This window comes from Rhizobium grahamii CCGE 502, assembly GCF_000298315.2.
GTDB lineage: Bacteria > Pseudomonadota > Alphaproteobacteria > Rhizobiales > Rhizobiaceae > Rhizobium > Rhizobium grahamii.
Genome location: NZ_AEYE02000030.1, coordinates 1 through 21,276, shown reverse-complemented (window position 1 = coordinate 21,276; position 21,276 = coordinate 1). Strand labels below are relative to the sequence as shown.

General features: G+C 59.6%; 15 protein-coding genes. 6 read left to right on the top strand and 9 right to left on the bottom strand.

Annotated features, from left to right (window positions below):
• The first annotated feature begins 144 nt into the window (after positions 1 to 144).
• The 6 genes from RGCCGE502_RS24420 (at position 145) to trxA (ending at position 12,081) form a co-directional block, all read left to right on the top strand.
• Positions 145 to 2,703, top strand: coding sequence for a PAS domain-containing sensor histidine kinase (locus tag RGCCGE502_RS24420; protein WP_016556879.1), 2,559 nt, complete (start codon positions 145 to 147; stop codon positions 2,701 to 2,703).
• The gene (locus RGCCGE502_RS24415; RefSeq protein WP_016556878.1) at positions 2,703 to 4,211 is read left to right on the top strand and encodes a bifunctional tRNA (adenosine(37)-N6)-threonylcarbamoyltransferase complex ATPase subunit type 1 TsaE/phosphotransferase; all 1,509 of its coding nucleotides are present in this window, start codon (positions 2,703 to 2,705) and stop codon (positions 4,209 to 4,211) included. The genes RGCCGE502_RS24420 and RGCCGE502_RS24415 overlap by 1 nt, the downstream gene beginning before the upstream one ends.
• 13 nt (positions 4,212 to 4,224) lie before the next feature.
• On the top strand, positions 4,225 to 4,956 hold the full coding sequence (locus tag RGCCGE502_RS24410; protein ID WP_016556877.1) for a nucleotidyltransferase family protein: 732 nt from the start codon (positions 4,225 to 4,227) through the stop codon (positions 4,954 to 4,956).
• A 3-nt stretch (positions 4,957 to 4,959) separates the two neighbouring features.
• Positions 4,960 to 8,145 (top strand): double-strand break repair protein AddB, encoded by a 3,186-nt coding sequence (gene addB / locus RGCCGE502_RS24405; protein ID WP_016556876.1) that lies wholly within the window; start codon positions 4,960 to 4,962, stop codon positions 8,143 to 8,145.
• A complete protein-coding gene (gene addA / locus RGCCGE502_RS24400) occupies positions 8,138 to 11,689 on the top strand; it encodes a double-strand break repair helicase AddA (protein WP_016556875.1) in 3,552 nt (1,183 codons plus the stop codon). The genes addB and addA overlap by 8 nt, the downstream gene beginning before the upstream one ends.
• A gap of 71 nt (positions 11,690 to 11,760) precedes the next feature.
• On the top strand, positions 11,761 to 12,081 hold the full coding sequence (gene trxA, locus RGCCGE502_RS24395) for a thioredoxin (RefSeq protein WP_016556874.1): 321 nt from the start codon (positions 11,761 to 11,763) through the stop codon (positions 12,079 to 12,081).
• Between the two features lie 51 nt (positions 12,082 to 12,132).
• On the opposite strand, the gene RGCCGE502_RS24390 is transcribed toward trxA, so the two are convergent.
• From RGCCGE502_RS24390 to RGCCGE502_RS24350, 9 genes are all read right to left on the bottom strand, one after another.
• A complete protein-coding gene (locus RGCCGE502_RS24390) occupies positions 12,133 to 13,485 on the bottom strand; it encodes a bifunctional folylpolyglutamate synthase/dihydrofolate synthase (protein WP_019280557.1) in 1,353 nt (450 codons plus the stop codon).
• A 22-nt stretch (positions 13,486 to 13,507) separates the two neighbouring features.
• Entirely contained in the window at positions 13,508 to 14,410 is a 903-nt protein-coding gene (gene accD, locus RGCCGE502_RS24385) for an acetyl-CoA carboxylase, carboxyltransferase subunit beta (RefSeq protein WP_016556872.1), read from the bottom strand.
• A gap of 39 nt (positions 14,411 to 14,449) precedes the next feature.
• The gene (gene trpA, locus RGCCGE502_RS24380; protein ID WP_016556871.1) at positions 14,450 to 15,289 is read right to left on the bottom strand and encodes a tryptophan synthase subunit alpha; all 840 of its coding nucleotides are present in this window, start codon (positions 15,287 to 15,289) and stop codon (positions 14,450 to 14,452) included.
• A 3-nt stretch (positions 15,290 to 15,292) separates the two neighbouring features.
• The gene (gene trpB, locus RGCCGE502_RS24375) at positions 15,293 to 16,513 is read right to left on the bottom strand and encodes a tryptophan synthase subunit beta (RefSeq protein ID WP_016556870.1); all 1,221 of its coding nucleotides are present in this window, start codon (positions 16,511 to 16,513) and stop codon (positions 15,293 to 15,295) included.
• Positions 16,514 to 16,515: 2 nt separating this feature from the next.
• On the bottom strand, positions 16,516 to 17,184 hold the full coding sequence (locus RGCCGE502_RS24370; protein WP_016556869.1) for a phosphoribosylanthranilate isomerase: 669 nt from the start codon (positions 17,182 to 17,184) through the stop codon (positions 16,516 to 16,518).
• Between the two features lie 74 nt (positions 17,185 to 17,258).
• On the bottom strand, positions 17,259 to 18,020 hold the full coding sequence (locus RGCCGE502_RS24365; protein ID WP_016556868.1) for a M48 family metallopeptidase: 762 nt from the start codon (positions 18,018 to 18,020) through the stop codon (positions 17,259 to 17,261).
• A 93-nt stretch (positions 18,021 to 18,113) separates the two neighbouring features.
• A complete protein-coding gene (locus RGCCGE502_RS24360; RefSeq protein WP_016556867.1) occupies positions 18,114 to 18,548 on the bottom strand; it encodes a DUF2852 domain-containing protein in 435 nt (144 codons plus the stop codon).
• Between the two features lie 145 nt (positions 18,549 to 18,693).
• Entirely contained in the window at positions 18,694 to 19,971 is a 1,278-nt protein-coding gene (locus RGCCGE502_RS24355) for a polyhydroxyalkanoate depolymerase (RefSeq protein ID WP_016556866.1), read from the bottom strand.
• Between the two features lie 206 nt (positions 19,972 to 20,177).
• On the bottom strand, positions 20,178 to 21,020 hold the full coding sequence (locus tag RGCCGE502_RS24350) for a fumarylacetoacetate hydrolase family protein (protein WP_016556865.1): 843 nt from the start codon (positions 21,018 to 21,020) through the stop codon (positions 20,178 to 20,180).
• Positions 21,021 to 21,276: the final 256 nt, after the last annotated feature.

The window sequence follows — 21,276 nt, the reverse complement described above, 5'->3', positions numbered from 1 at the left end:
ATTTTTTGGCACACACCTTCCCGCCGATTCCCTTCCGAAGTATTGTTTTAACACTCGATTCGTAGCCACGGACGTGTCCGTTTGCTTCGAAAATGGGATGTCTTGTCGTGATGCGGCACATTAAAGGACGGAGACATACCGCGCATGTCGGAAATGACGCACAGCCTGGTCGAACAGGCAGAGGTTGGCGCTTACGCTGACCACTGCCCGGTCCAATCGGGCGAACGAAACCCTGTCAGCACCGGCATCGTGTCTCGCGTGGCACGGATTTTTGCCGCTGGCACGGCCATCGCATCGATTGCGCGGCCGGTTTTCGCGCAGGTCGAGACCGAGACTGTTGCAGCGGCGCATCTTTTCACCTCATCGCAGGTTGTTGGTCTCTCCGTGGTGATCGGTGTGATTTCGGCCGCGCTGCTTTCGACCCTTTGGGTTGTGCGCCAGCGCGGAAACCTCGAAAGCGAAAGCCGTGAAATCCGCTCGGCCCTCTCTGACGCGCAACAGCGTATTTCGCAGTATCAGGCCCTGATTGCGGACAAGAATCGTCGGATCGTCATCTGGGACGGCGGCGAGCGTCCTGAACTGATCGGTCAGCTGCCGGCCGAAACCGGCGCGCCGCAAGACAGCGAGTTCCTGGCCTTCGGATTGTGGTTGAAGCCGCGGTCGGCGTCTGAGCTTGAGCGTGCGATCGATCGCCTGCGCGGATCGGCCCACAGCTTCGACATGGTTGTCGAAACCCATCGCGAAGAAATCCTCGAGGCGCAGGGCCGAGTTTCGGGCGGACGTGCATTCGTCCGCTTTGTCGCGCTGAACAATCTACGGGCCGAGCTTGCCGAACTGAAGATCGAACGGGACAGACTATTGTCCTCGATCTCGGCATTCCAGAGCATGCTCGATGCAATCGACCTTCCAGCCTGGCAGCGTGATACCGAAGGCCGACTGACCTGGGTTAATCAGGCCTACGGCGAAGCCGTCGAGGCAACCACGCCGGAGCAGGCCGTCAACGAGGGTCGTGAGTTTCTAACAACCGTTGCCCGTGAGCGGATCCGCGCGACGGCGACAACTGAGTCGCCATTCCACGACAAGATCTCCACCGTGGTGTCCGGCAACCGAACCTTCTTCGACGTCGTCGATGTAAAGGTCCCGAGCGGCTCCGCCGGGATAGCTGTCGACGTTTCCGGCATCGAAGCTGTTCGCGCCGAGCTCGAGCGCACGCTAAAGAGCCACGCCGAAACACTCGACCACCTCGCAACGCCTGTCGCGATCTTCGACGGTGACCGTCGACTGCAATTCTATAATCAGGCTTTCGTTTCTCTCTGGCAACTTGATATCGCTTTCCTCGAGAGCCGGCCCGACAACGCGGAATTGTTGGAGCGCCTGAGGGCTGCCAAGAAGCTGCCGGATCAACTCAACTGGAAATCCTGGAAGGAAGCCGCGCTTTCGGTCTACCGTGCCCTCGATACCCAATCTGACCTCTGGCACCTGCCGAACGGCCAGACATTGCGGGTCTTTGCAACAGCACATCCTCAGGGTGGTGCGACTTGGGTATTCGAGAACCTCACCGAACAGGTCGACCTCGAGACACGCTACAACACGCTTCTCAAGGTACAGGGCGAGACGATCGACCATCTATCAGAAGGTGTGGCGGTCTTTGGGGCCGACGGGCGCATTCGCCTCTCGAATCCCGCTTTCCGTGCACTCTGGGGAATTACCGAGGCCGAGGCGAAGGCAGGGACGCACATCCGTGCCCTTGGAGAGTCTTGCTCTCAGTCCTATGACCGTCCGGACGGATGGAAGACCTTTGGCGAGTTGATCACCAGCTTCGACGACGAGCGCCGTTCCAGCCAGGGGACGCTCGAACTATTTTCAGGCCTCGTGCTCGACTATGCAGTCATTCCGTTGCCTAACGCGCAGACGATGCTGACCTTCGTCAACATGACCGACAGCGTCCGTGCCGAGCGCGCCCTGACGGAAAAGAACGAGGCGCTGCGCAAGGCGGACGAGCTTAAGAACGACTTCGTCCAGCATGTTTCCTACGAGCTACGCTCGCCGCTTACCAACATCATCGGTTTCACCGATCTGCTGCGCACGCCGGGGCTCGGACCGCTGAACGACCGGCAGGCCGAATATATCGATCACATTTCCACGTCCTCTTCGGTATTGCTGACGCTGGTCAACGATATCCTCGATCTAGCCACCGTCGACGCCGGAATCATGCGGCTCAACTATTCGGCGATCGATCTTGGCGACCTGCTTGACGACGTGTCGATGCAGATTGCCGACAGACTGCAGGAAAGCGGCGTAACACTGGAGATTACGGCTCCCGCACATCTGGGCTCGATCGTTGCTGACCCGCAAAGGCTGAAGCAGATCCTGGTGAAGCTACTTTCCAATGCCGCCAACTTCTCGCCGGAAGGCTCGTCAATCTCGCTCGAATGCAAGCGTGAGGGCATGGATTTCGTCTTTGCCGTCAGTGATCGTGGCCCTGGCATTTCGCAGGATATGATCGCCAATGTGTTCGACAGATTCGCCACCGGCGCAAAAAATGGCAAGAGGGGCGGCGCCGGCCTTGGGCTTTCGATCGTCGACAGTTTCGTCAGTCTTCACCACGGGACGGTCACCATCGACAGCCAACCGGGCAAGGGCACCATCGTGACCTGCCGGATTCCTTCGGTCGATCTTCCGACGTCCGTCGCAGCCGAATGATGGCTCCCGGCATTTCCCTCTTCCTGAAGGATGAGGCGGAAACAATCCGCTTTGGCGAGGATTTGGCGCTGGCGTTGAAGCCAGGTGATTGCCTTGCGCTGTCCGGCGATCTTGGCGCCGGCAAATCGTCGCTTGCCCGCGCATTTCTGCGCGCCATGGCGGATGACGACGAACTCGAGGTGCCGAGCCCCACCTTCACGCTTGTGCAGGCGTATGACCTGCGCATTCCGGTCGCGCACTTCGACCTGTACCGTCTTGGCGATCCGGCCGAGCTGACCGAACTTGGCTTCGATGAGGCGCTCCAGGACGGCATCTGCCTCGTGGAATGGCCTGAGATGGCCGCCGGCGAGCTGCCGGCAGACCGGATTATGCTGAAGCTAGAGCACGAGGGTGCAGGTCGGCGCGTAGCCATTGTTGCGCCGAGAAAACAGGCGGCACGAATCCGCCGTGTCCTCGCAATACGTGATTTCCTCGATGACGCAGGATATTCCGACGCAAAGCGTCGTTTCCTGACGGGAGATGCCTCACTGCGAGCCTACGAGGCCGTCTACGCCGAAGACGGGAAGCGACGCGTGCTGATGGATTGGCCGCCGCTGCCGGAGGGACCACCGGTTCTGGATGGCAAGCCATATCCAAAGGTCGCGCATATCGCGGAAAATGCCTATCCCTTCGTTGCGATTGCCAATGTGCTTAGGAGAGAGGGTTTTGCAGCCCCCGAAGTCTACAAGGTGGATTACGATCAGGGTATTCTGCTCCTAGAAGACCTTGGCGCGGACGGTGTTCTGGACGCGGAAGGCCGGCCTATCGTCGATCGTTATCGGGCAAGCGTCGCGTGCCTCGCACATCTCCATTCGCTGACAATCCCGCAGGACATCCGCGTCACGGTCAACCATGTCCATCACATCCCGGATTTCGACCGGACGGCGATGAAGATGGAGGTGCGCCTCGTTCTCGATTGGCACCTGCCTTGGAAGCGTGGCGGCACCGCAGCCAGTGATGCCGAGCGGGATGACTATCTTGCCATCTGGGATAGGCTGATCGACGAATTGGACACGGCGGAAAAGAGCCTTCTCCTCCGCGATTTTCATTCACCCAACATCATCTGGCGCGAGAACGAGACAGGCATTGAGCGCGTTGGACTGATTGATTTCCAGGACGCAATGATCGGCCCAACGGCCTATGACCTTGCGTCTATCGTGCAGGATGCGCGCGTCACGATCTCTCCGGATCTTTTCCGGCAATTGATGGACGACTATCTGTCACTGCGCAGAGTAGAAGGCAGCTTCAATGAAATCCGCTTCCTGAAGAGCTGGGCGATCATGTCGGCGCAACGCAATTGCAAGCTTGCCGGCCTGTGGGTTCGCTTGATGCAACGAGATGGAAAACCTGGCTATATGAAACATATGCCGCGCACCCTCTCGTATCTTTCCGTTGCGCTGAAGCATGAAGCGCTTGCCCCCTTGCGCGACTGGTGCGTAAGGGCTGGAATAGTACCAAGCGAATCATAATTTCTCGGATCAGATGAGTATCAAACAAGCCATGGTTCTCGCTGCAGGTCTCGGGACCCGCATGCGGCCGATTACCGACACGATCCCGAAGCCGCTCGTGAAGATCGACGGCAAGGCGATGATCGACTACGCGCTGGATTCGCTTGCCGAAGCCGGTGTCGAGAGGGTCGTGGTCAATGTTCATCACCACGCAGACCAGATGCTGGCTCATCTCGCTTCATACCGAGACCTCGAGATCATTATCTCCAATGAGCGCGAGAAGCTGATGAACAACGGCGGTGGACTTGCGAAGGGCTTGAAGCTGCTTGCTCCCGGCAAGGTTTTCGTCACGAATGCGGATCTCTTCTGGATTGGAGAGCGGCCAGACGCGCCGAGCAACCTGACACGCTTAGCCGGATTCTTCCGACCGGAAAGCATGGACATGGCTATGCTCTGCGTGAAGTTGGAAGATACCACCGGTCACAACGGCAAGAATGATTTCAATATGGCCAGCGACGGCGCGTTGATGCGTTTCGCCGATGGCGGGCCGAGCCCGGTCGTGTACGCCGGCGCCATTGCCATGGACACATCATTCCTTGACGACGCTCCGGCCGATCCCTTCAATCTCAATCTCTATTTCGACAAGGCGATCTCTCGCGGCCGGCTTTACGGCACGGTGCTCGAAGGACACTGGCTCACGGTCGGTACGCCCGAAGCGATCGGCGAGGCGGAGGAAACGATCCGGCGATACCGGACGTTTGCATGACGAATGGCCGAGCATCACCGGCCAAGGGTCTTAACCATCCCCGCGGGGCTTCCTTTTCTGAGGACCCTTGCCGAAAGCCTTTGTGAGGGCCGGCTGACACCGCATTTCCGGTATGATCCCGACGATCCTCTATCGCTTTCCAAAACCACGATCTATCTGCCGACGAGGCGTGCCGCACGTGTTCTTCGTTCGGAATTCGTCGATCTTCTGGGCGGCCGGTCTGCGATCCTGCCGGTCATCCGCCCACTCGGCGAAACCGACGATGACAGCGGCTATTTCGACGAGGCCCTACCGGCAACCCTGGATCTTGCCCAGCCGCTCTCGAATACCGCCCGGCTGCTGGAACTCGCCCGGCTCATCCTCGCCTGGCGAAACAAGCTTCCGGAGATTGTCCGCAGCATCCATTCCGATTCGCCGCTCGTTGCGCCCGCAAGTCCTGCCGACGCCATTTGGCTCGCGCGCAACCTTGCAGAACTCATCGATGCGATTGAAACCGAGGATCGGGATTGGAGCGAACTGTCCCGATTGAATGCCAAGGATTATGCGCTTTGGTGGCAACTGACGGCGGAATTCCTTCAGATCGCTAGCGCCTTCTGGCCGGAGAGACTGAACGAGCTCGGCAAGTCGTCGCCGGCGAGGCACCGAAACGCAGTCCTTCGGGCGGAAGCAAACCGTCTTGCGACAACCCGACCGATGGGACCCATTATCATAGCGGGATCCACCGGCTCGGTGCCGGCGACGGCCGACCTCATTGCTGCGGTCGCTAACCTTCAGGAAGGCGTCATCGTGCTACCGGGCCTTGACCTCGGGATGCCGGACGAACACTGGCGAATGGTGGCACCGGACGAGCCAGTGGATCCCGCGAGCCGCAGTCACTCGCAATACGGCCTGGCACAGTTGCTGAAGCGCCTGAAATTGACGCGCGAGGACGTTGTGCCACTTGCGGAGCCAGCAGAGGAGCTGCAGCAACGCGCTGAAATCCTGTCGCATGCGCTCTCCCCTGCGGAGGCAACCAGTGACTGGGGAAGCTGGAAGGCGAAGGTAGCCACTACGGCAGTCCCGACAGCGTTTGCCGATGTCTCGCTGATCGAGGCAGGCAACGAGCGAGAGGAGGCGACCGCGATCGCGATCGCCCTGCGTTTGGCTCTCGAGCGACCCGGTAAGGATGGCGAGAGCCGGGCGGCATTGATCACGCCCGATCGAAACCTCGCCCGCCGCGTAACCACCGAACTCTCGCGCTTTGGCATCGTTGCTGATGACTCTGCCGGCACTCCGCTTTCCGCAACACCACAGGGAACATTGCTGCAGTTGTTGCTCGAAGCAACGCTTCGGCCCGGCGATCCGGTCGCCATAGTCGGACTGCTCAAGCATCCACTGGCCCGCTTTGGGCTGGAGCGTAGCACGCTTGTCGAAGCCGTTGCGGCACTGGAGCTTCTCGCACTCCGAGGTGGCGTAGCCGACGTCGACATCTCTGCGCTCGAACCGCTTCTCGAGCAGCAACTGTCCAAGCAGGCCCACGATCGTCACGCCCCCCAATGGCGAAAGGCGCTCCCTGCCAGTGCAGTCGATCAGGCCCGCGCCCTCGCCAATCGCATTGCCGAAGCCACCGAACCACTTGCCTCGGCGCTCGTTCGAAGCCTATCCGAAGAGCGAGGACTGACGACCAGTTTTGCCCTTTCCGACTGGGCGAAGCGCACCGGGCGCGCCCTGGAGGCTGTAGCCCGCGACGATCGCGGTGACCTTGCCGGGCTCTGGTCGGGGGAAGCGGGCGACACGCTGGCGTCAATGTTTGGCGAAGTCATTGAAACCGAAGGACAGATCAACGCCGACGGGCCGCAGTGGATCGATATTGCCGCGGCACTTCTCGCAGGCCAGGCGGCAAAGCCGAGGGCGCTAAGTCATCCAAGGCTCTTCATCTTCGGTACGCTGGAAGCGCGCCTGCAGAGCGTAGACACGCTCATCCTTGGTGGACTGAACGAAGGGTCGTGGCCCGGACAAACGTCCAACAATCCCTTTGTTTCCCGCACCATGAAGACCGAGATCGGGCTCGAACCGCCGGAGCGACGGATTGGCCAACTGGCGCACGACTTCGAAATGGCCAACGGCACGCGTCATCTCATCTATTCGCGTGCGCTCAGGCAAGGTTCTACGCCAACTGTTGCGTCGCGGTGGCTGCAGCGACTGCTCGCGTTTGGCGGGAAGGAGTTCGAGGCGGAGCTGAAGGATCGTGGAGGCCATTTTGTGCATTGGGCAAATCTGATCGATCAGGGCAGCGATCGTCAGGCGCCGGCACAACGGCCCAGCCCAACGCCGCCACAGGAAATGCAGCCGAAGTCCTATTCGTTCAGTGAGGTAGGGCGGCTTCGGCGCGACCCCTACGCCATCTACGCGCGCCGGATTCTGCGGCTTGACCCTGTTGCGCCCTTCAACCGGGATCCCGGCGCCGCCGAACGAGGAACGCTCTATCACAAGGTCATCGATCGCTTCATCCGCGAGGGCCACATTGCCGGAACACCCGCGGCGGAAACGGCGATGGAGGTCATTTTGACGGAGCTGTTCGATACGGAACAACTGCCCGCACACATCGATACCGTCTGGCGCCCGCGCTTTCGCGAGGTTGCTCGCGCCTTTCTCGATTGGGAGGCGCGACGACGGCCGGATATCCGAAGAACGCTGACCGAGGTTCGCGGCGGCGTCGAGTTGGAGCACGTCAATCTCAGGCTCAGCGGTATCGCCGACCGGATCGACATTACGGGGACAGGAGCTGCCGATATCATCGACTACAAGACCGGATACAATCCGTCTCCGTCTCAAGCACGCGCCCTTCTCGATCCCCAGTTGGCGCTGGAGGCCGCCGCGCTTCACGCCGGCGCATTCAAGGATGCCGGCAGTCTCGTTCCGCAGAATCTTCTCTATGTGCGACTTCGCCCGGGAGATCGCTTCCAGGTCGACACCGTCAACAACGAGACGTCGACCAGGAACGACAAGACAAAGTCGGCTATGGATCTGGCCGCTGAGTCGATCGATCAGCTCATAAAGTTTGTCTCACTGCTACAATCCGGTGAAAAGGGCTTTACCTCGCGGCTCTTGCCGGCACAGCAATTCGATTTTGGTGGCGACTACGATCACTTGGCCCGCGTCTCGGAATGGTCGGCGGCGGAGAGCGACGAGGAAGCCGGCGATGAGTAACGAAACAACATTGCCCGAGGGCGACGATCCCGTTGCCTGGACGAGCTGGACGACGATCCAACAGTCCATCGCATCCGACCCTCAACGGTCTGCCTGGGTTTCGGCCAATGCAGGATCCGGGAAGACCCACGTCCTGACACAGCGCGTTATCCGCCTGCTATTGGCCGGGGCCCGCCCGTCGGCGATCCTCTGCCTGACCTATACGAAGGCGGCAGCATCGGAAATGTCGAACCGTGTGTTCGAACGGCTCGCCGAATGGGCCGTTTTGACCGATGCGGAGCTTGAGGAGCGCATTGCGCAGATCGAAGGCAAAACACCGGAGCCGGCAAAGCTCGCGGAAGCGAGGCGGCTTTTTGCCAAAGCGCTCGAGACTCCGGGAGGACTGAAGATCCAGACCATCCATGCATTCTGCGAGGCGCTGTTGCATCAGTTTCCACTGGAAGCGAATGTGGCCGGCCACTTTTCCGTGCTCGACGACCGCGCAGCCGCGACGCTTCTTTCGGACGCGCGACGGTCACTGCTCACCGCAACGACACCAGAGGATGACCCGGCGCTGGCGGAAGCCTTCGCCTATGTGCTCAATCTCGGCGATGAGTCAGGCCTCGAAAACCTCCTCGGGGAGATCATCGCCAACCGCAATGCGATCCAAGCGTTTGCCCAGGATGCCGAGCGTAGGGGCGGCATCGAAGCCGTCCTGCGCACGAAGCTCTCTCTCTCCGAAAATGACACTACGGTTGGCATTGCCGAGGCCTATTGGCCCCTCGCGGGGCTGCGTGGCGAGATGCTTAACCAGTATCTAAGCCTTGCGGACCAGAAGGGCGGTGCCAAGGCACACGATATTGCAGCCGCCTTGCGGTCGGCCGCACGCGAACGCGACTATGCGAGGCGTGCTTTGCTGCTGGAGAAAGTCTTCCTTAAGGGAAAGGGAGAGCCAAAGGCGGATTCACAGTTTTTCGTGAAGGCGATGTTGAAGGAGGCGCCAGAACTCGCTGATGCCGTCGCAACGGCGCGAGCGCACGTCATATCGTGCCGGGATCGATTGAAAACGGTGCGCATGTACGAGGCCACCCGCGCCGCGCTGGTCCTCGCCGACCGTCTCAACAAGGATTACGACGACCTTAAGAGGCAGCGTAGCCAACTCGACTTCGAGGATCTGATAACGCGGACTGCAGAGCTGTTGAACAAGAGCGACGTTGGCCCGTGGATCCACTACAAGCTCGACCAGGGCATCGACCATATTCTCGTCGACGAAGCACAGGATACCAGCCCGATCCAATGGAGCGTCATCCAGTCGCTGGCCGAGGATTTCTTTTCGGGCGAGAGCGCCCGCACCGCGGTGCGGACCCTGTTTGCCGTTGGTGACGAAAAGCAGTCTATCTACTCGTTCCAGGGTGCCCGCCCCGAGCGCTTTTCCGAAGAAAGCCAACAGACGCGCCGGCGCGTTTCCCAGAGCGGACTTGCCTTCTCGACGGTGCGATTACCGCTGTCCTTCCGCTCAACCTCGGACGTCCTTGCCGCTGTTGATCACATTTTCACGCCAGCTGAGAATGCCCGTGGGCTGAGTGCGACAGGTGAACCAGTGGTTCACCGTTCCAACCGTATCGGTAACCCCGGCGCGGTCGACCTCTGGGAGATGGTGGCGCCGGAGGCGACGATAAAGGAGGAAGACTGGACCGCACCCTTTGACGCTACACCGGAGAGCGCGCCGGCGTCCATTCTTGCGCGTCGCATCGCCAACACGATTGGCAATCTGGTTGGCAAGGAAACGATCGTCGAGAAGGGTAAGGAGCGACTGATCGACGCCGGCGATATCCTCGTGCTCGTTCGGAAGCGCGATGCCTTCGTCAACGCGCTGACACGCGCCTTAAAACGTCGCGGCGACATACCGGTCGCCGGTGCTGACCGCCTGCGCCTGACGAGCCACATCGCGGTGCAGGACTTGGTGGCTCTCGGCCGCTTTCTGCTGTTGCCGGAAGATGATCTCTCGCTGGCCGCGCTGATGAAGAGCCCGCTTCTCGATCTGAGCGAGGACGACGTCTTTGCAGTTGCTGCCCTTCGTGCGGAGGGCGAAAGTGCCTGGTCTCACGCGCAGAAGTTCGCCGCCGATGGCAATTCGCGCTTCGAAGTGGCGGTTTTACGTCTCAAGCTTTTCCTCGATGAATCGAAAGCACTGTCGGTTCACGATTTCTACGCGCGCGTGTTGGGATGCCACGGTGGCCGACGACAGTTCCTTGCCCGCCTCGGGACCGAGGTAAGCGACATTCTCGACGAGTTCCTGACATTCGCGCTCGATCACGAGAACTCGGGCCTGCCCGGCCTGCAGTCCTTCATTTCGACGCTCGAGATTGAGGCGCCGGAGGTTAAGCGCGAGCAGGACAAGGGGCGGAACGAAGTCCGGATCATGACCGTCCACGCTTCAAAAGGTCTGGAGGCGCCGATCGTGTACCTCGTTGACGGCGGATCAAAGGCCTTCATACATTCGCACATGCCTAAGCTTCGGCTTCTTGAACAGGAGCATGGCGAACCGCCGATGCCAGCCTGGGTTCCGCTCGGCGATCTCAGCAACTCGCTCACCCAAATTGACGCGACGCGCCTCCAATCGCTCGCGGAACAGGAATATCGCCGGCTACTCTATGTCGCGATGACGCGAGCTGCGGATCGCCTAATCGTTTGCGGTTACCGGGGCATTCGTCCGAACACTGATACCTGGCATGCAATGATCTCGACAGCGATGACGGACAGTCATCCGCATGTCTCCGCTGCGACATTCTCCGGACCGGACGGCACCTGGGCCGGTATCGAATGGCGCGTGCCCCGAATTGAGCGCAGCTTCGAACGGCTGGTGCGCACCGAACAGACCGCAAGGCCGGAGAATATCCCCCCAAGCCTGGCAAAGCCGCTGCCGCCGCGAAGACAGTTGCCCCGACCGCTCAGCCCTTCCGGCGTCGGGACCATTGTGGACGATGGTGCTGATGATCTTCTGGTCGCCTCGCCGCTCTTTGACGAAAAGGGCAAACCGGATCGCTCCCTGCAAAAAGGGCGGCTCCTACACCGCATGCTGCAGACGCTGCCGGATGTGCCGCGCGGCGAGCAGGCCGATGCAGCGGCGCGCTACGTCGAGCGCGCCGCGCGCTTCTGGCCGGAGAGCGAGCGTCGGCGACTCGTAGATTCGGTCCTGAAACTATTGGGGGATCCCGATCTAAAGGCCGTGTTCTCAACTCACGCGCAGGCGGAAGTCGCGGTCATGGGCACCCTGACGATCGCCGGACTCGACCACGCCGTTTCCGGCCGCGTTGATCGAATGGCAGTTTTCGAGGATCGGGTCGTGGTGCTCGACTACAAGACCAATCGCGTTCCGCCACAGACGGCAGAGACGATTCCCTTTTCCCACAAAGCTCAGCTTGCAATTTATCGTGAAATCCTGGCGCCGCTCTATCCCGGCAAACGCATCGATTGCGTGCTGGTTTACACCGAGAATGGTTCCGTTCACACCCTGACGCCCGATGCATTGGCGTCGGCGCTTGCGCAGCTCGAAACAAAGTGAAATACCGGGCATTGAAATTCCCGCACCGCACGCTCACATGTGTTTCAACAGGAATCCGTAAAGGAGCAGCCATGGCTACCGTAAAAGTCGATATCAACAACTTCCAGTCGGAAGTTCTGGAATCCGTAGAACCCGTCGTCGTCGATTTCTGGGCTGAATGGTGCGGCCCGTGCAAGATGATTGCCCCCAGCCTCGAAGAACTCGCTGTCGAGTTTCAGGGCAAGGTGAAGGTCGCCAAGCTCAACATCGATGAGAACCCGGAACTGGCCGCTCAGTTCGGCGTCCGCTCCATTCCGACGCTCGCCATGTTCAAGGCCGGCGAAGTTGCTGACATCAAGGTTGGCGCTGCCCCGAAGACCGCTCTTTCGAGCTGGATCTCAAGCGCCGCTTAAGCATTGCCTATCAGCACATAAGAAGAAGCCCGGCATTTGACCGGGCTTTTTTCATTTCGGGGGTGTGCCGTTGTCGGCAAGCACATCGCCGACGAGATAAAGAGAACCGCCGATCAGGATGCGTGGCGGGTGGGCCTGTTCGAAGGCGCCTTCCTTGACTGCTTCCAACGCGTCGCTGACAGTCGACATCGGCTCCGCGACTAGGCCCGCATCATATGCGGCGTTTGCCAGGATAACCGGGTCAATCATCGAGTCGCTGCCGCGGATCGGCACGCAATAGACCTTTTCGGCAAGTCCCTTGAAAGCCTTGAAGTAGCCGATCGGATCCTTGGTGTTGATCATCCCAATGATCAGGAACAGCGGCCGTGACTGCTTTTCCTCGAAATTCGCCATGGCTTCGGCGATGACTTCGCCAGCGCCAGGATTGTGGCCGCCATCGACCCAGATTTCCGCTTTGGCCGGGGCACTGGCCATCAAATGCCCGTCGTTCAGTCGCTGAAGGCGACCCGGCCACTCGACCGACAGCAGCGCCTTTTCCATCATGGTCTCGGTAACCGTGAAGCCGGCAGCCTTGACGGCGCGGATCGCTGCCGCAGCATTGGCATACTGGTGGCGACCCGGAAGACGCGGCAACGGCAGGTCGGCGAGGCCAAACTCGTCCTGATAGACGAGGCGTCCATATTCCTCGTGTGCCATATAGTCCTGGCCGAAGACGGCCGTCGGGCAATTCAGTCGCTCTGCAGTCGACATCAGGACGTCGAGCGCGGCATCATACTCCTGCTTGCCGATAACGACCGGGCAACGGCGCTTCATGATGCCGGCCTTCTCGGCCGCAATCAGTTCGACGCGATCGCCAAGATAAGGCTGATGGTCCAGCGAAATCGGCATGATGACGGAGACGGCGGGGTCGGAAATCACGTTCGTCGCATCGAAACGGCCACCGAGGCCGACCTCGATGATAGCCGCGTCCGCCGGATGCTCGGAAAAAAGGATGAAGGTGACGGCGGTCAGGATCTCAAAAACGGTGATCTTCTGACCATCATTGGCGGATGCGACGCGTCGCACAGCCTCGGCGAAAACCGCATCATCGACCAGCTGGCCGCGACCACCTTTGACGCCGATCCGGTAGCGCTCGTGCCAGTTTACAAGATGCGGGGAAGTATGGACATGCGCGCTGTAACCGCCGGCTTCCAGCAAGGCCCGGCAAAAGGCCGTCACCGATCCCTTGCCGTTCGTACCCGCCACGTGAATAACGGGCGGCAGCTTCTTCTGCGGGTCGCCGAGAACTGAAAGCAGTCGGGTAATGCGGTCGAGGGACAGATCAAAGCCCTTGGGATGCAATCCCATGAGCTTGTCGATTTCCTGCGCTGCTTCGCTCACTGCGGCCTGGCCCCTTGGTATCATCGCGCGACCCGCCCCAGTTGGCTCAGGCGCTCGCGGCGATCGCGAGCGTCCCGCTTTCCTTGTTGAGGTTTGCTGCAGGCTTTTTGGTCAGGATCTTCAGGACGCGCGCCAGCGTATCCGGAATATCGTGGCGCTTGACCACCATGTCGACCATGCCGTGTTCCAGCAGGTATTCCGACGTCTGGAAGCCTTCCGGCAGCTTTTCTCGGATCGTCTGCTCGATGACGCGCTTGCCGGCAAAGCAGATTTCCGCGCCGGGCTCTGCCAGGTGCAGATCTCCGAGCATCGCGTAAGACGCCGTAACACCACCCGTGGTCGGGTTCGTCAGAACGACGATGTAGGGCAGCCCCGCTTCCTTCAGCATGTCGACGGCAACGGTCGTGCGTGGCAGCTGCATGAGCGACAGGATGCCTTCCTGCATGCGAGCACCGCCCGAGGCCGGGAACATGACCAGCGGGCACTTCTCCGCAATGGCACGCTCGAAGGCCTTCACGATTGCCTCGCCGGCGGCAATGCCGAGCGAACCGCCCATGAAGTTGAACTCGTGAACGACGGCGACGAGCTTCAGGCCACGAACCTTGCCGACGCCGGCAACGATCGTGTCTTCCTGCTCGGTCTTAACGCGGCTGTCCTTCAGGCGGTCCGTGTATTTCTTGGAATCGCGAAACTTTAGCGGATCCTGTGCGACCTTCGGCTGGACGAGCGCTTCGTAGGCGCCGTCATCGAAAAGATCGGCAAGACGAGCCTTTGCCGGCATCTTCATGTGATAGCCGGAGGCCGGAATGACCCACTTGTTGCTCTCCAGATCTTTATGGAAGACCATTTCACCCGTTTCCGGGCACTTGATCCAGAGGTTCTCCGGCACTTCGCGGCGGCCCAGCATGGAATTGATGCGGGGGCGGACGTAGTTGGTGATCCAGTTCAAGTCGAAAACTCCTGATTGACTCTTGCCAATGTGGGGAAACTATTCGGCAGCAACAAGGCGCGCCGAACGTGTCCCCGTTGACAGTCCACGAACAAGGGCGGCGACGGCCTGGACGGTGTCGGCGGTCGCCTTCCCATCCCTGGTGAGGCTCGTTGCCACCTGATTGACGATTGCGGTGCCGACGACGACGCCATCGGCCGAGCTGCCGATGACCTTCGCATGGTCGGCGGTCTTGACGCCGAAGCCAACGCAAACGGGCAGCTCGGTATGCTGCTTGATGCGCTTGACGGCGCCGGAGACGAGAGATGTATCCGGTAGCGCCGAGCCGGTGATACCCGTCATCGACACGTAATAGACGAAGCCCGATGTGTTCTTGAGAACAGTCGGCAAGCGCTTTTCATCCGTCGTCGGCGTTGCCAGGCGAATGAAATTAATCCCCTTCTTGAGGGCGGGGATGCAGAGTTCGTCATCCATCTCCGGCGGAAGATCAACGATGATGAGGCCATCGATGCCGGCCGCCAGCGCATCATCGACGAACTTGTCCACGCCATAGATATAAATCGGGTTATAGTAGCCCATCAATACGATCGGTGTTGCGTCATCGGCTTTGCGGAAATCGGCTGCAAGCTGCAGTGTCTTCTTTAGGGTCTGACCGCCCTTCAGAGCGCGCTGGCCAGCCATCTGGATCACCGGGCCATCGGCCATCGGATCGGAGAAGGGCATGCCGAGCTCGATGACATCGGAGCCCGCTTCCGGCAGGGCCTTCATGATGCCGAGCGAGGTCTCGTAGTCCGGATCACCGCCCATGAAATAGGTGACGAGTGCCGGCCGGCCTTCCGCCTTCAGATCGGCGAAGCGTTTATCCATACGTGCGGTCATGACTTACTCACCCATTCCCAGAATCTTGCCGACAGTGAAGATGTCCTTGTCGCCGCGGCCGGAGAGGTTCATCACGATGATCTCGTCCTTGCCCATCTTCGGGGCGCGCTTGATGACTTCGGCGAGCGCATGCGACGGCTCCAGCGCCGGAATGATGCCTTCGAGGCGGGTGAGCGTCTGGAAGGCATCGAGCGCCTCATGGTCCATGATCGGGACATATTCGACGCGACCGATGTCGTTCAGATAGGAATGTTCCGGGCCGATGCCGGGGTAATCGAGACCAGCGGAAATCGAATGTCCTTCCTTGATCTGGCCGTCACCGTCCTGGAGCAGGTAGGTGCGGTTGCCATGCAGAACGCCGGGCGAACCTGCGGTGATCGAGGCGCAGTGCTCGTCGCCATTGAGGCCCTTGCCGCCAGCTTCAACGCCGACGATCTTGACACTCTCATCGTCGAGGAATGGATGAAAGATGCCGATCGCATTCGAACCACCGCCGACGGCAGCGATGACGAGATCCGGCAGCCGACCTTCCGCTTCCAAAATCTGCTCACGAGCTTCGGTACCGATCACGGCCTGGAAGTCGCGGACCATTTCCGGATAGGGGTGCGGGCCGGCAGCCGTGCCGATGAGGTAATAGGTATCATCGACGTTGGTGACCCAGTCACGCAGCGCCTCGTTCATGGCGTCCTTGAGCGTGCCATGGCCGGCCGTGACGGGCTTCACCTCGGCGCCAAGCAGCTTCATGCGAAACACATTCGGCGCCTGACGCTCAACGTCGGTTGCGCCCATGTAAACGACGCAAGGAAGGCCGAAGCGGGCGGCAACGGTTGCGGAGGCAACGCCATGCTGACCCGCACCTGTTTCCGCGATGATGCGGGTCTTGCCCATGCGCTTGGCGAGCAGGATCTGGCCGATGCAGTTGTTGATCTTGTGCGAACCGGTGTGGTTCAACTCTTCGCGCTTGAAGTAGATCTTCGCGCCACCGAGTTCGGCTGTCAGGCGTTCGGCGAAATAGAGCGGGCTTGGGCGGCCGATGTAGTGGGTACCAAGCTGCTTCAGCTCCGCCTGGAATTCCGGATCGTCCTTTGCCTTGTTCCACTCGTCCTGAAGGTCGAGGATCAAAGGCATCAGCGTCTCGGCGACGAAGCGGCCGCCGTAAATGCCGAAACGGCCGTCTTCATCAGGGCCGGAACGGAAGGAATTCGGTTTTGGCGTCTGGTTCACTCTCAACTCCCTGAGGCCGCTTCGGGCTGGCAAGCCCATTCGACCGCATCGAAAAACTCGTCGATCATTGCCACGTCCTTGACACCCGGCGCACTTTCGACACCGGAGGACGCATCGATCCCAGGCGCCTTGGTCATGGCGAGCGCCTCGGCAATGTTGGCTTTGTTCAACCCACCGGAAAGCATGTAATCCACATTGTCGTCAAGCCAAGAGAGCAAGCTCCAATCGAAGGAAACCCCGTTGCCACCGGGCAAATCGGATCCCTTCGGGGGCTTGGCGTCGAACAGGAAACGATCGGCAATGCCTATGTAAGCCTCGACCCGCTTCAGGTCGTCAGCCGTCCGCACGGAGAAGGCCTTCATGACAGGCAGTCCATACACCGCCTTTATGGTCAAAACGCGCTCTGGGCTCTCGTCGCCGTGCAACTGAAGAATATCGGGTTTCAGCAGTGCCACGATCTCATCGAGATCGTCGTTGCTCGGATTTACGGTTACGGCAACGATCTTGGCTTTGCCGCGAACCGGTTCCGCAAGCTTGCCAGCGATATCGGGCTCGACATAACGCGGGCTCTTTTCAAAGAAGATGAAGCCGATATGCGTCGCACCGCGCGCAACGGCGCGATCGATTGTTTCAGCCGTGCTCAGCCCACAGATCTTGATATCCGGTTTCATGGCAGCGGAGTGACATGAAAAGCGCTTGGAGTCGAGCCAAATCGCGACAAAAGCTGAATTTTGCGAGGCTTTGATCAGTCAAAATCGATGGCGTGAAGCTGGCTGCCATGACGCTTCAGCCAGGCCTTTGCCTCTTCCATATGGGGGCAGAGCTTCTTGCAAAGCGTCCAGAAACGCGGTCCGTGGTTCATCTCCCTGAGATGGGCCACTTCATGGGCCGCCAGATAGTCGACGACGGATGGCGGCGCCATGACGATGCGCCAGGAAAAACTCAAATTTCCCTCAGACGAACAGGACCCCCAACGGCTGCGGGTGTCCTTCATGGAAATCGACCTGATCGGCGTGTTGATCGAACGAGCATGCAGCGTTGCCAGCCGCTCGAGATCCGCCCGCGCTTCCTTCTTCAGGAAGTTTGCGATGCGTCGACCGACATGCTCGGGCATGCCACTGACCTTCAAGACGGGCTTACCATCGACGACAATCGCTTCCGTCAATCCGCGAAGACTGCCCGTGTGATGAATACGATGCGAAACGCCACGAAAGAGGATGATGCCTCCGTCGTGTAGGCCGGCGTCCGTGGAGAACTTGGCAAGCTTGGTGAGCAACCAACCCTGGTGACGGTCGAGAAATGCGTTGACCTCACGTTGTGCCAGTCCACTCGGGATCGTCATCTTCAGTGCCCTGCCACCCGGCTCGATGCGCAGGGTAATGCGGGTCGCCCGCTCGTGCTGCTTGATCGTCAGCGGCATCAGGCGACCAGCCACGTCAAGCGTTCGGGTCTCCGGCGGAGCCGGCTTTCGAACGCTGCGGCGTGGCTTTGCGAGAAGCGGGAACATGGGTTCTTTCTATATGATTCGCCAGTCCTGCAGACAAAGAAAAGCCGGCATCAACGATGCCGGTTCAAGTTTCAGTGCTGAACAGTGCTGGAATTACGGCGTCTGGTATTCTGCTACCGGTCCGTTGTCGTCACGCTTGGCGTTCTTGCGATCGCGCATGAAGCGGTCGAACTCTTCCTGGTCCTTGGCGCGGCGCAGTTCGCTTACGTAGGAATCGAACTCTTCGCGCATCTCATCCAATTTGCGACGTTCTTCTTCGAGCCGATCGAGCTCGGCCTTCCGCCAGTCGTCGAAGGCGACATTGCCCGTCGAGAAATGCGGGCGATAGCGGCTATGCGAACGTCGGCAGCCGGCAAAGAATCCATCTGCGGCATTGTTGGCGTCGAGCTTGAAACCGCGCAGGCGCTCCCCGAAGATGATGTAGGCGAGCATGGCGAGACCCAGAGGCCAGAAAACCACGAAGCCGAGGATCATCAGGGCAATGGTAGCCGGAGTCCAATCCGGGCGAAGCAATGCTGACTGGTTCATCGTGCGGTGTCCTCGCATTTTCCGCGCCCGGCAAGATGCCGAACGCTGGAATCGATGTGGTTACACGGCCAGGAAGCTTCAAGACGGGGCACGTCCAAATCGTACAACGCCTTGAAATGCAATTACTAATTCAGAATCACCTAAATCAACTAGACTTACCGCCTTTGATCACCCGCTTTACAGCAGGCTTTCCTGTGCGCGCATGTTCCCTGACGAAATTGACGATGCGCGGAGCGATTTCGCGGCGGAAGCGCGAGCCGTTAAAGACGCCATAGTGGCCGACATCAGGCTGCAGGTAGTGCATGCGCATGTTGTCGGGGATGTTGACGCAGATGGTCTGAGCAGCCTGAGTTTGGCCGACGCCCGAGATATCGTCATTCTCGCCTTCTACGGTCAGAAGGGCAACGTTGCGGATCGCGGCGGGATCGACAAGCTTGCCGCGGTGGACCAATTCGCCCTTCGGCAGCGCGTGCTTGATGAACACCTGTTCGACCGTCTGAAGGTAAAACTCGGCCGTCAAATCCATGACCGCCAGATATTCGTCGTAGAAATCGCGGTGCTTCTCGGCCGGCTCACCGTCGTTCTTCACGAGGTGCATGAAGAATTCCTTGTGCGCGATCACGTGCCGATCGAGGTTCATCGACATGAAGCCTGACAGCTGCAGGAATCCTGGATAGACCGGGCGCATGAAGCCCGGCTGAGGCCACGGCACGTTCATGATCACGTTGTCGGCAAACCACTCCAACGACCGCTCCTTGGCTAGCTGGTTTACCGCCGTCGGATTGATGCGCGTATCAATCGGCCCGCCCATCAATGTCATCGAAGATGGTGAAAACGGATCGTTTTCCGCCTCCATCACCGCGGCCGCGGCCAGTACGGGTACGGACGGCTGACAGACGGCGATGACGTGGGTGTCTGGACCGAGGAAGCGCAGCATTTCGATGATATAGTCGACATAGTCATCGAAATCGAAGGTGCCTTCGGTCATCGGCACCATGCGAGCATCCATCCAGTCCGTGATGTAGATGTCGGCACTTGGCAATAGCGCCTCAACGGTGCCGCGCAGCAGCGTCGCATAGTGACCGGACATCGGCGCAACAACGAGAATGCGCGGGTCCGGTACATGACCACTCGGAACATTGCGAGCGAAATGGAGCAGATTGCAGAAGGGGCGTGACCAGACAATCTCTTCCCGGACAGCAACCTTTCGGTCGCCGATGACGGTCTCTTTCAGATCGAATGAGGGTTTGCCGTAGCGGCGCGTTGTGCGCTCGAACATTTCGAGACTTGCCGCCATAGTGCGGCCCCAAGGCGTCTGCGAAATGGGATTGAACGGATTGGCATAGACCATGCGCATGATATCGGCGAAAGCGCGATAAGGCGCCAATGCAGCATGGTTCAATTCATAAAGCTGATAGAACATGAGATGCGCCACCTTTCTCTAATCTGGAAGACGACGCCGATTGAAAAGGCATCGGATTCTTTCCAACGACGTGCTGGCACCTCAACGCAGATTAACAGGTTTTTGTTGCGCAGCAACATTGGCATCCGCACCGCAAAAAGAAATGCCGGGAAAATTATCCCGGCATGATGGTGCGCTCGAATGCTTAATGATCTCGGAATGGGGTCTCAGCGATCAGCCACGAAGGTCTGCATCTGTGAGCCCAAACCCTCGATGCCGAGCTCGACGACGTCACCGGACTTAAGGAACCGCGGTGGCTTCATGCCCATGCCGACGCCAGGAGGCGTCCCGGTCGAGATGACGTCGCCCGGATGCAGGGACATGAACTGGCTGAGATAGGACACAACGTAGGCAACGCCATAAACCATCGTCTTCGACGAGCCGTTCTGCATGGTTTCGCCATTGACCTTCAGCCACATCCCGAGGTTTTGTGGATCCGCGATTTCGTCCTTGGTGACGAGCCAGGGGCCGATCGGACCAAACGTGTCGCAGGACTTGCCCTTAGTCCACTGACCGGCACGCTCCGTCTGGAAGGCCCGCTCAGAGACGTCATGGGACACACAATAGCCGGCAACATAATCAAGCGCGTCGGCTTCGCTGACATACTTCGCCGTTTTGCCGATGACGACGCCGAGCTCCACTTCCCAGTCGGTCTTCTCGGAGCCGCGCGGAATGAGGACATTGTCGTTCGGCCCCACGATTGCCGATGTTGCCTTCATGAAGATGACGGGCTCCGGCGGGACGGTCGCGCCAGTTTCCACAGCATGGTCGGAAAAATTCAGGCCGATGCAAATGAACTTTCCGGTTCCGGCAACGCAGGCGCCGATACGACCGGGTGCCAATTCCGGCAGGCTCTTCGGGTCAATAGCCTGAAGCTTCGACAAGCCTTCGGGCGAGATCGCTTCGCCGCCAATATCCGCAACATGCGCGGAAAGATCGCGGATCCTGCCATCTGAATCGAGCATGGCGGGCTTCTCACGGCCAGCCTCTCCAACACGCATAAGCTTCATGAAATTCCTCCTCAGAAAAAGCGAAGTCGTCATCACCTATGAACGAGATATTCACCGGTGTCATTACGGCTTTTTGGCGAAGCGGTACGCAGCTCCACAAAATTTCCGTAGATCGGACCTTTCCGACACGATCAATTTTTGACCAGTCTTCGCCTGTGAGAAGACCCGCCTGTTTTCATGAGTGTTTTGGCCAACCCGACCTGCCGTTGCGGCGTGAGACTCAGCCAGTGGCAAGCGAGACTTTGCACTGTCCTCC

Coding starts and splice junctions, on each gene's coding strand:
- RGCCGE502_RS24420 (WP_016556879.1), top strand. CDS start 145: ATGTCGGAAATGACGCACAGCCTGGTCGAACAGGCAGAGGTTGGCGCT.
- RGCCGE502_RS24415 (WP_016556878.1), top strand. CDS start 2,703: ATGGCTCCCGGCATTTCCCTCTTCCTGAAGGATGAGGCGGAAACAATC.
- RGCCGE502_RS24410 (WP_016556877.1), top strand. CDS start 4,225: ATGAGTATCAAACAAGCCATGGTTCTCGCTGCAGGTCTCGGGACCCGC.
- addB (WP_016556876.1), top strand. CDS start 4,960: ATGGCCGAGCATCACCGGCCAAGGGTCTTAACCATCCCCGCGGGGCTT.
- addA (WP_016556875.1), top strand. CDS start 8,138: ATGAGTAACGAAACAACATTGCCCGAGGGCGACGATCCCGTTGCCTGG.
- trxA (WP_016556874.1), top strand. CDS start 11,761: ATGGCTACCGTAAAAGTCGATATCAACAACTTCCAGTCGGAAGTTCTG.
- RGCCGE502_RS24390 (WP_019280557.1), bottom strand. CDS start 13,485: ATGATACCAAGGGGCCAGGCCGCAGTGAGCGAAGCAGCGCAGGAAATC.
- trpA (WP_016556871.1), bottom strand. CDS start 15,289: ATGACCGCACGTATGGATAAACGCTTCGCCGATCTGAAGGCGGAAGGC.
- RGCCGE502_RS24370 (WP_016556869.1), bottom strand. CDS start 17,184: ATGAAACCGGATATCAAGATCTGTGGGCTGAGCACGGCTGAAACAATC.
- RGCCGE502_RS24365 (WP_016556868.1), bottom strand. CDS start 18,020: ATGTTCCCGCTTCTCGCAAAGCCACGCCGCAGCGTTCGAAAGCCGGCT.
- RGCCGE502_RS24360 (WP_016556867.1), bottom strand. CDS start 18,548: ATGAACCAGTCAGCATTGCTTCGCCCGGATTGGACTCCGGCTACCATT.
- RGCCGE502_RS24355 (WP_016556866.1), bottom strand. CDS start 19,971: ATGTTCTATCAGCTTTATGAATTGAACCATGCTGCATTGGCGCCTTAT.
- RGCCGE502_RS24350 (WP_016556865.1), bottom strand. CDS start 21,020: ATGAAGCTTATGCGTGTTGGAGAGGCTGGCCGTGAGAAGCCCGCCATG.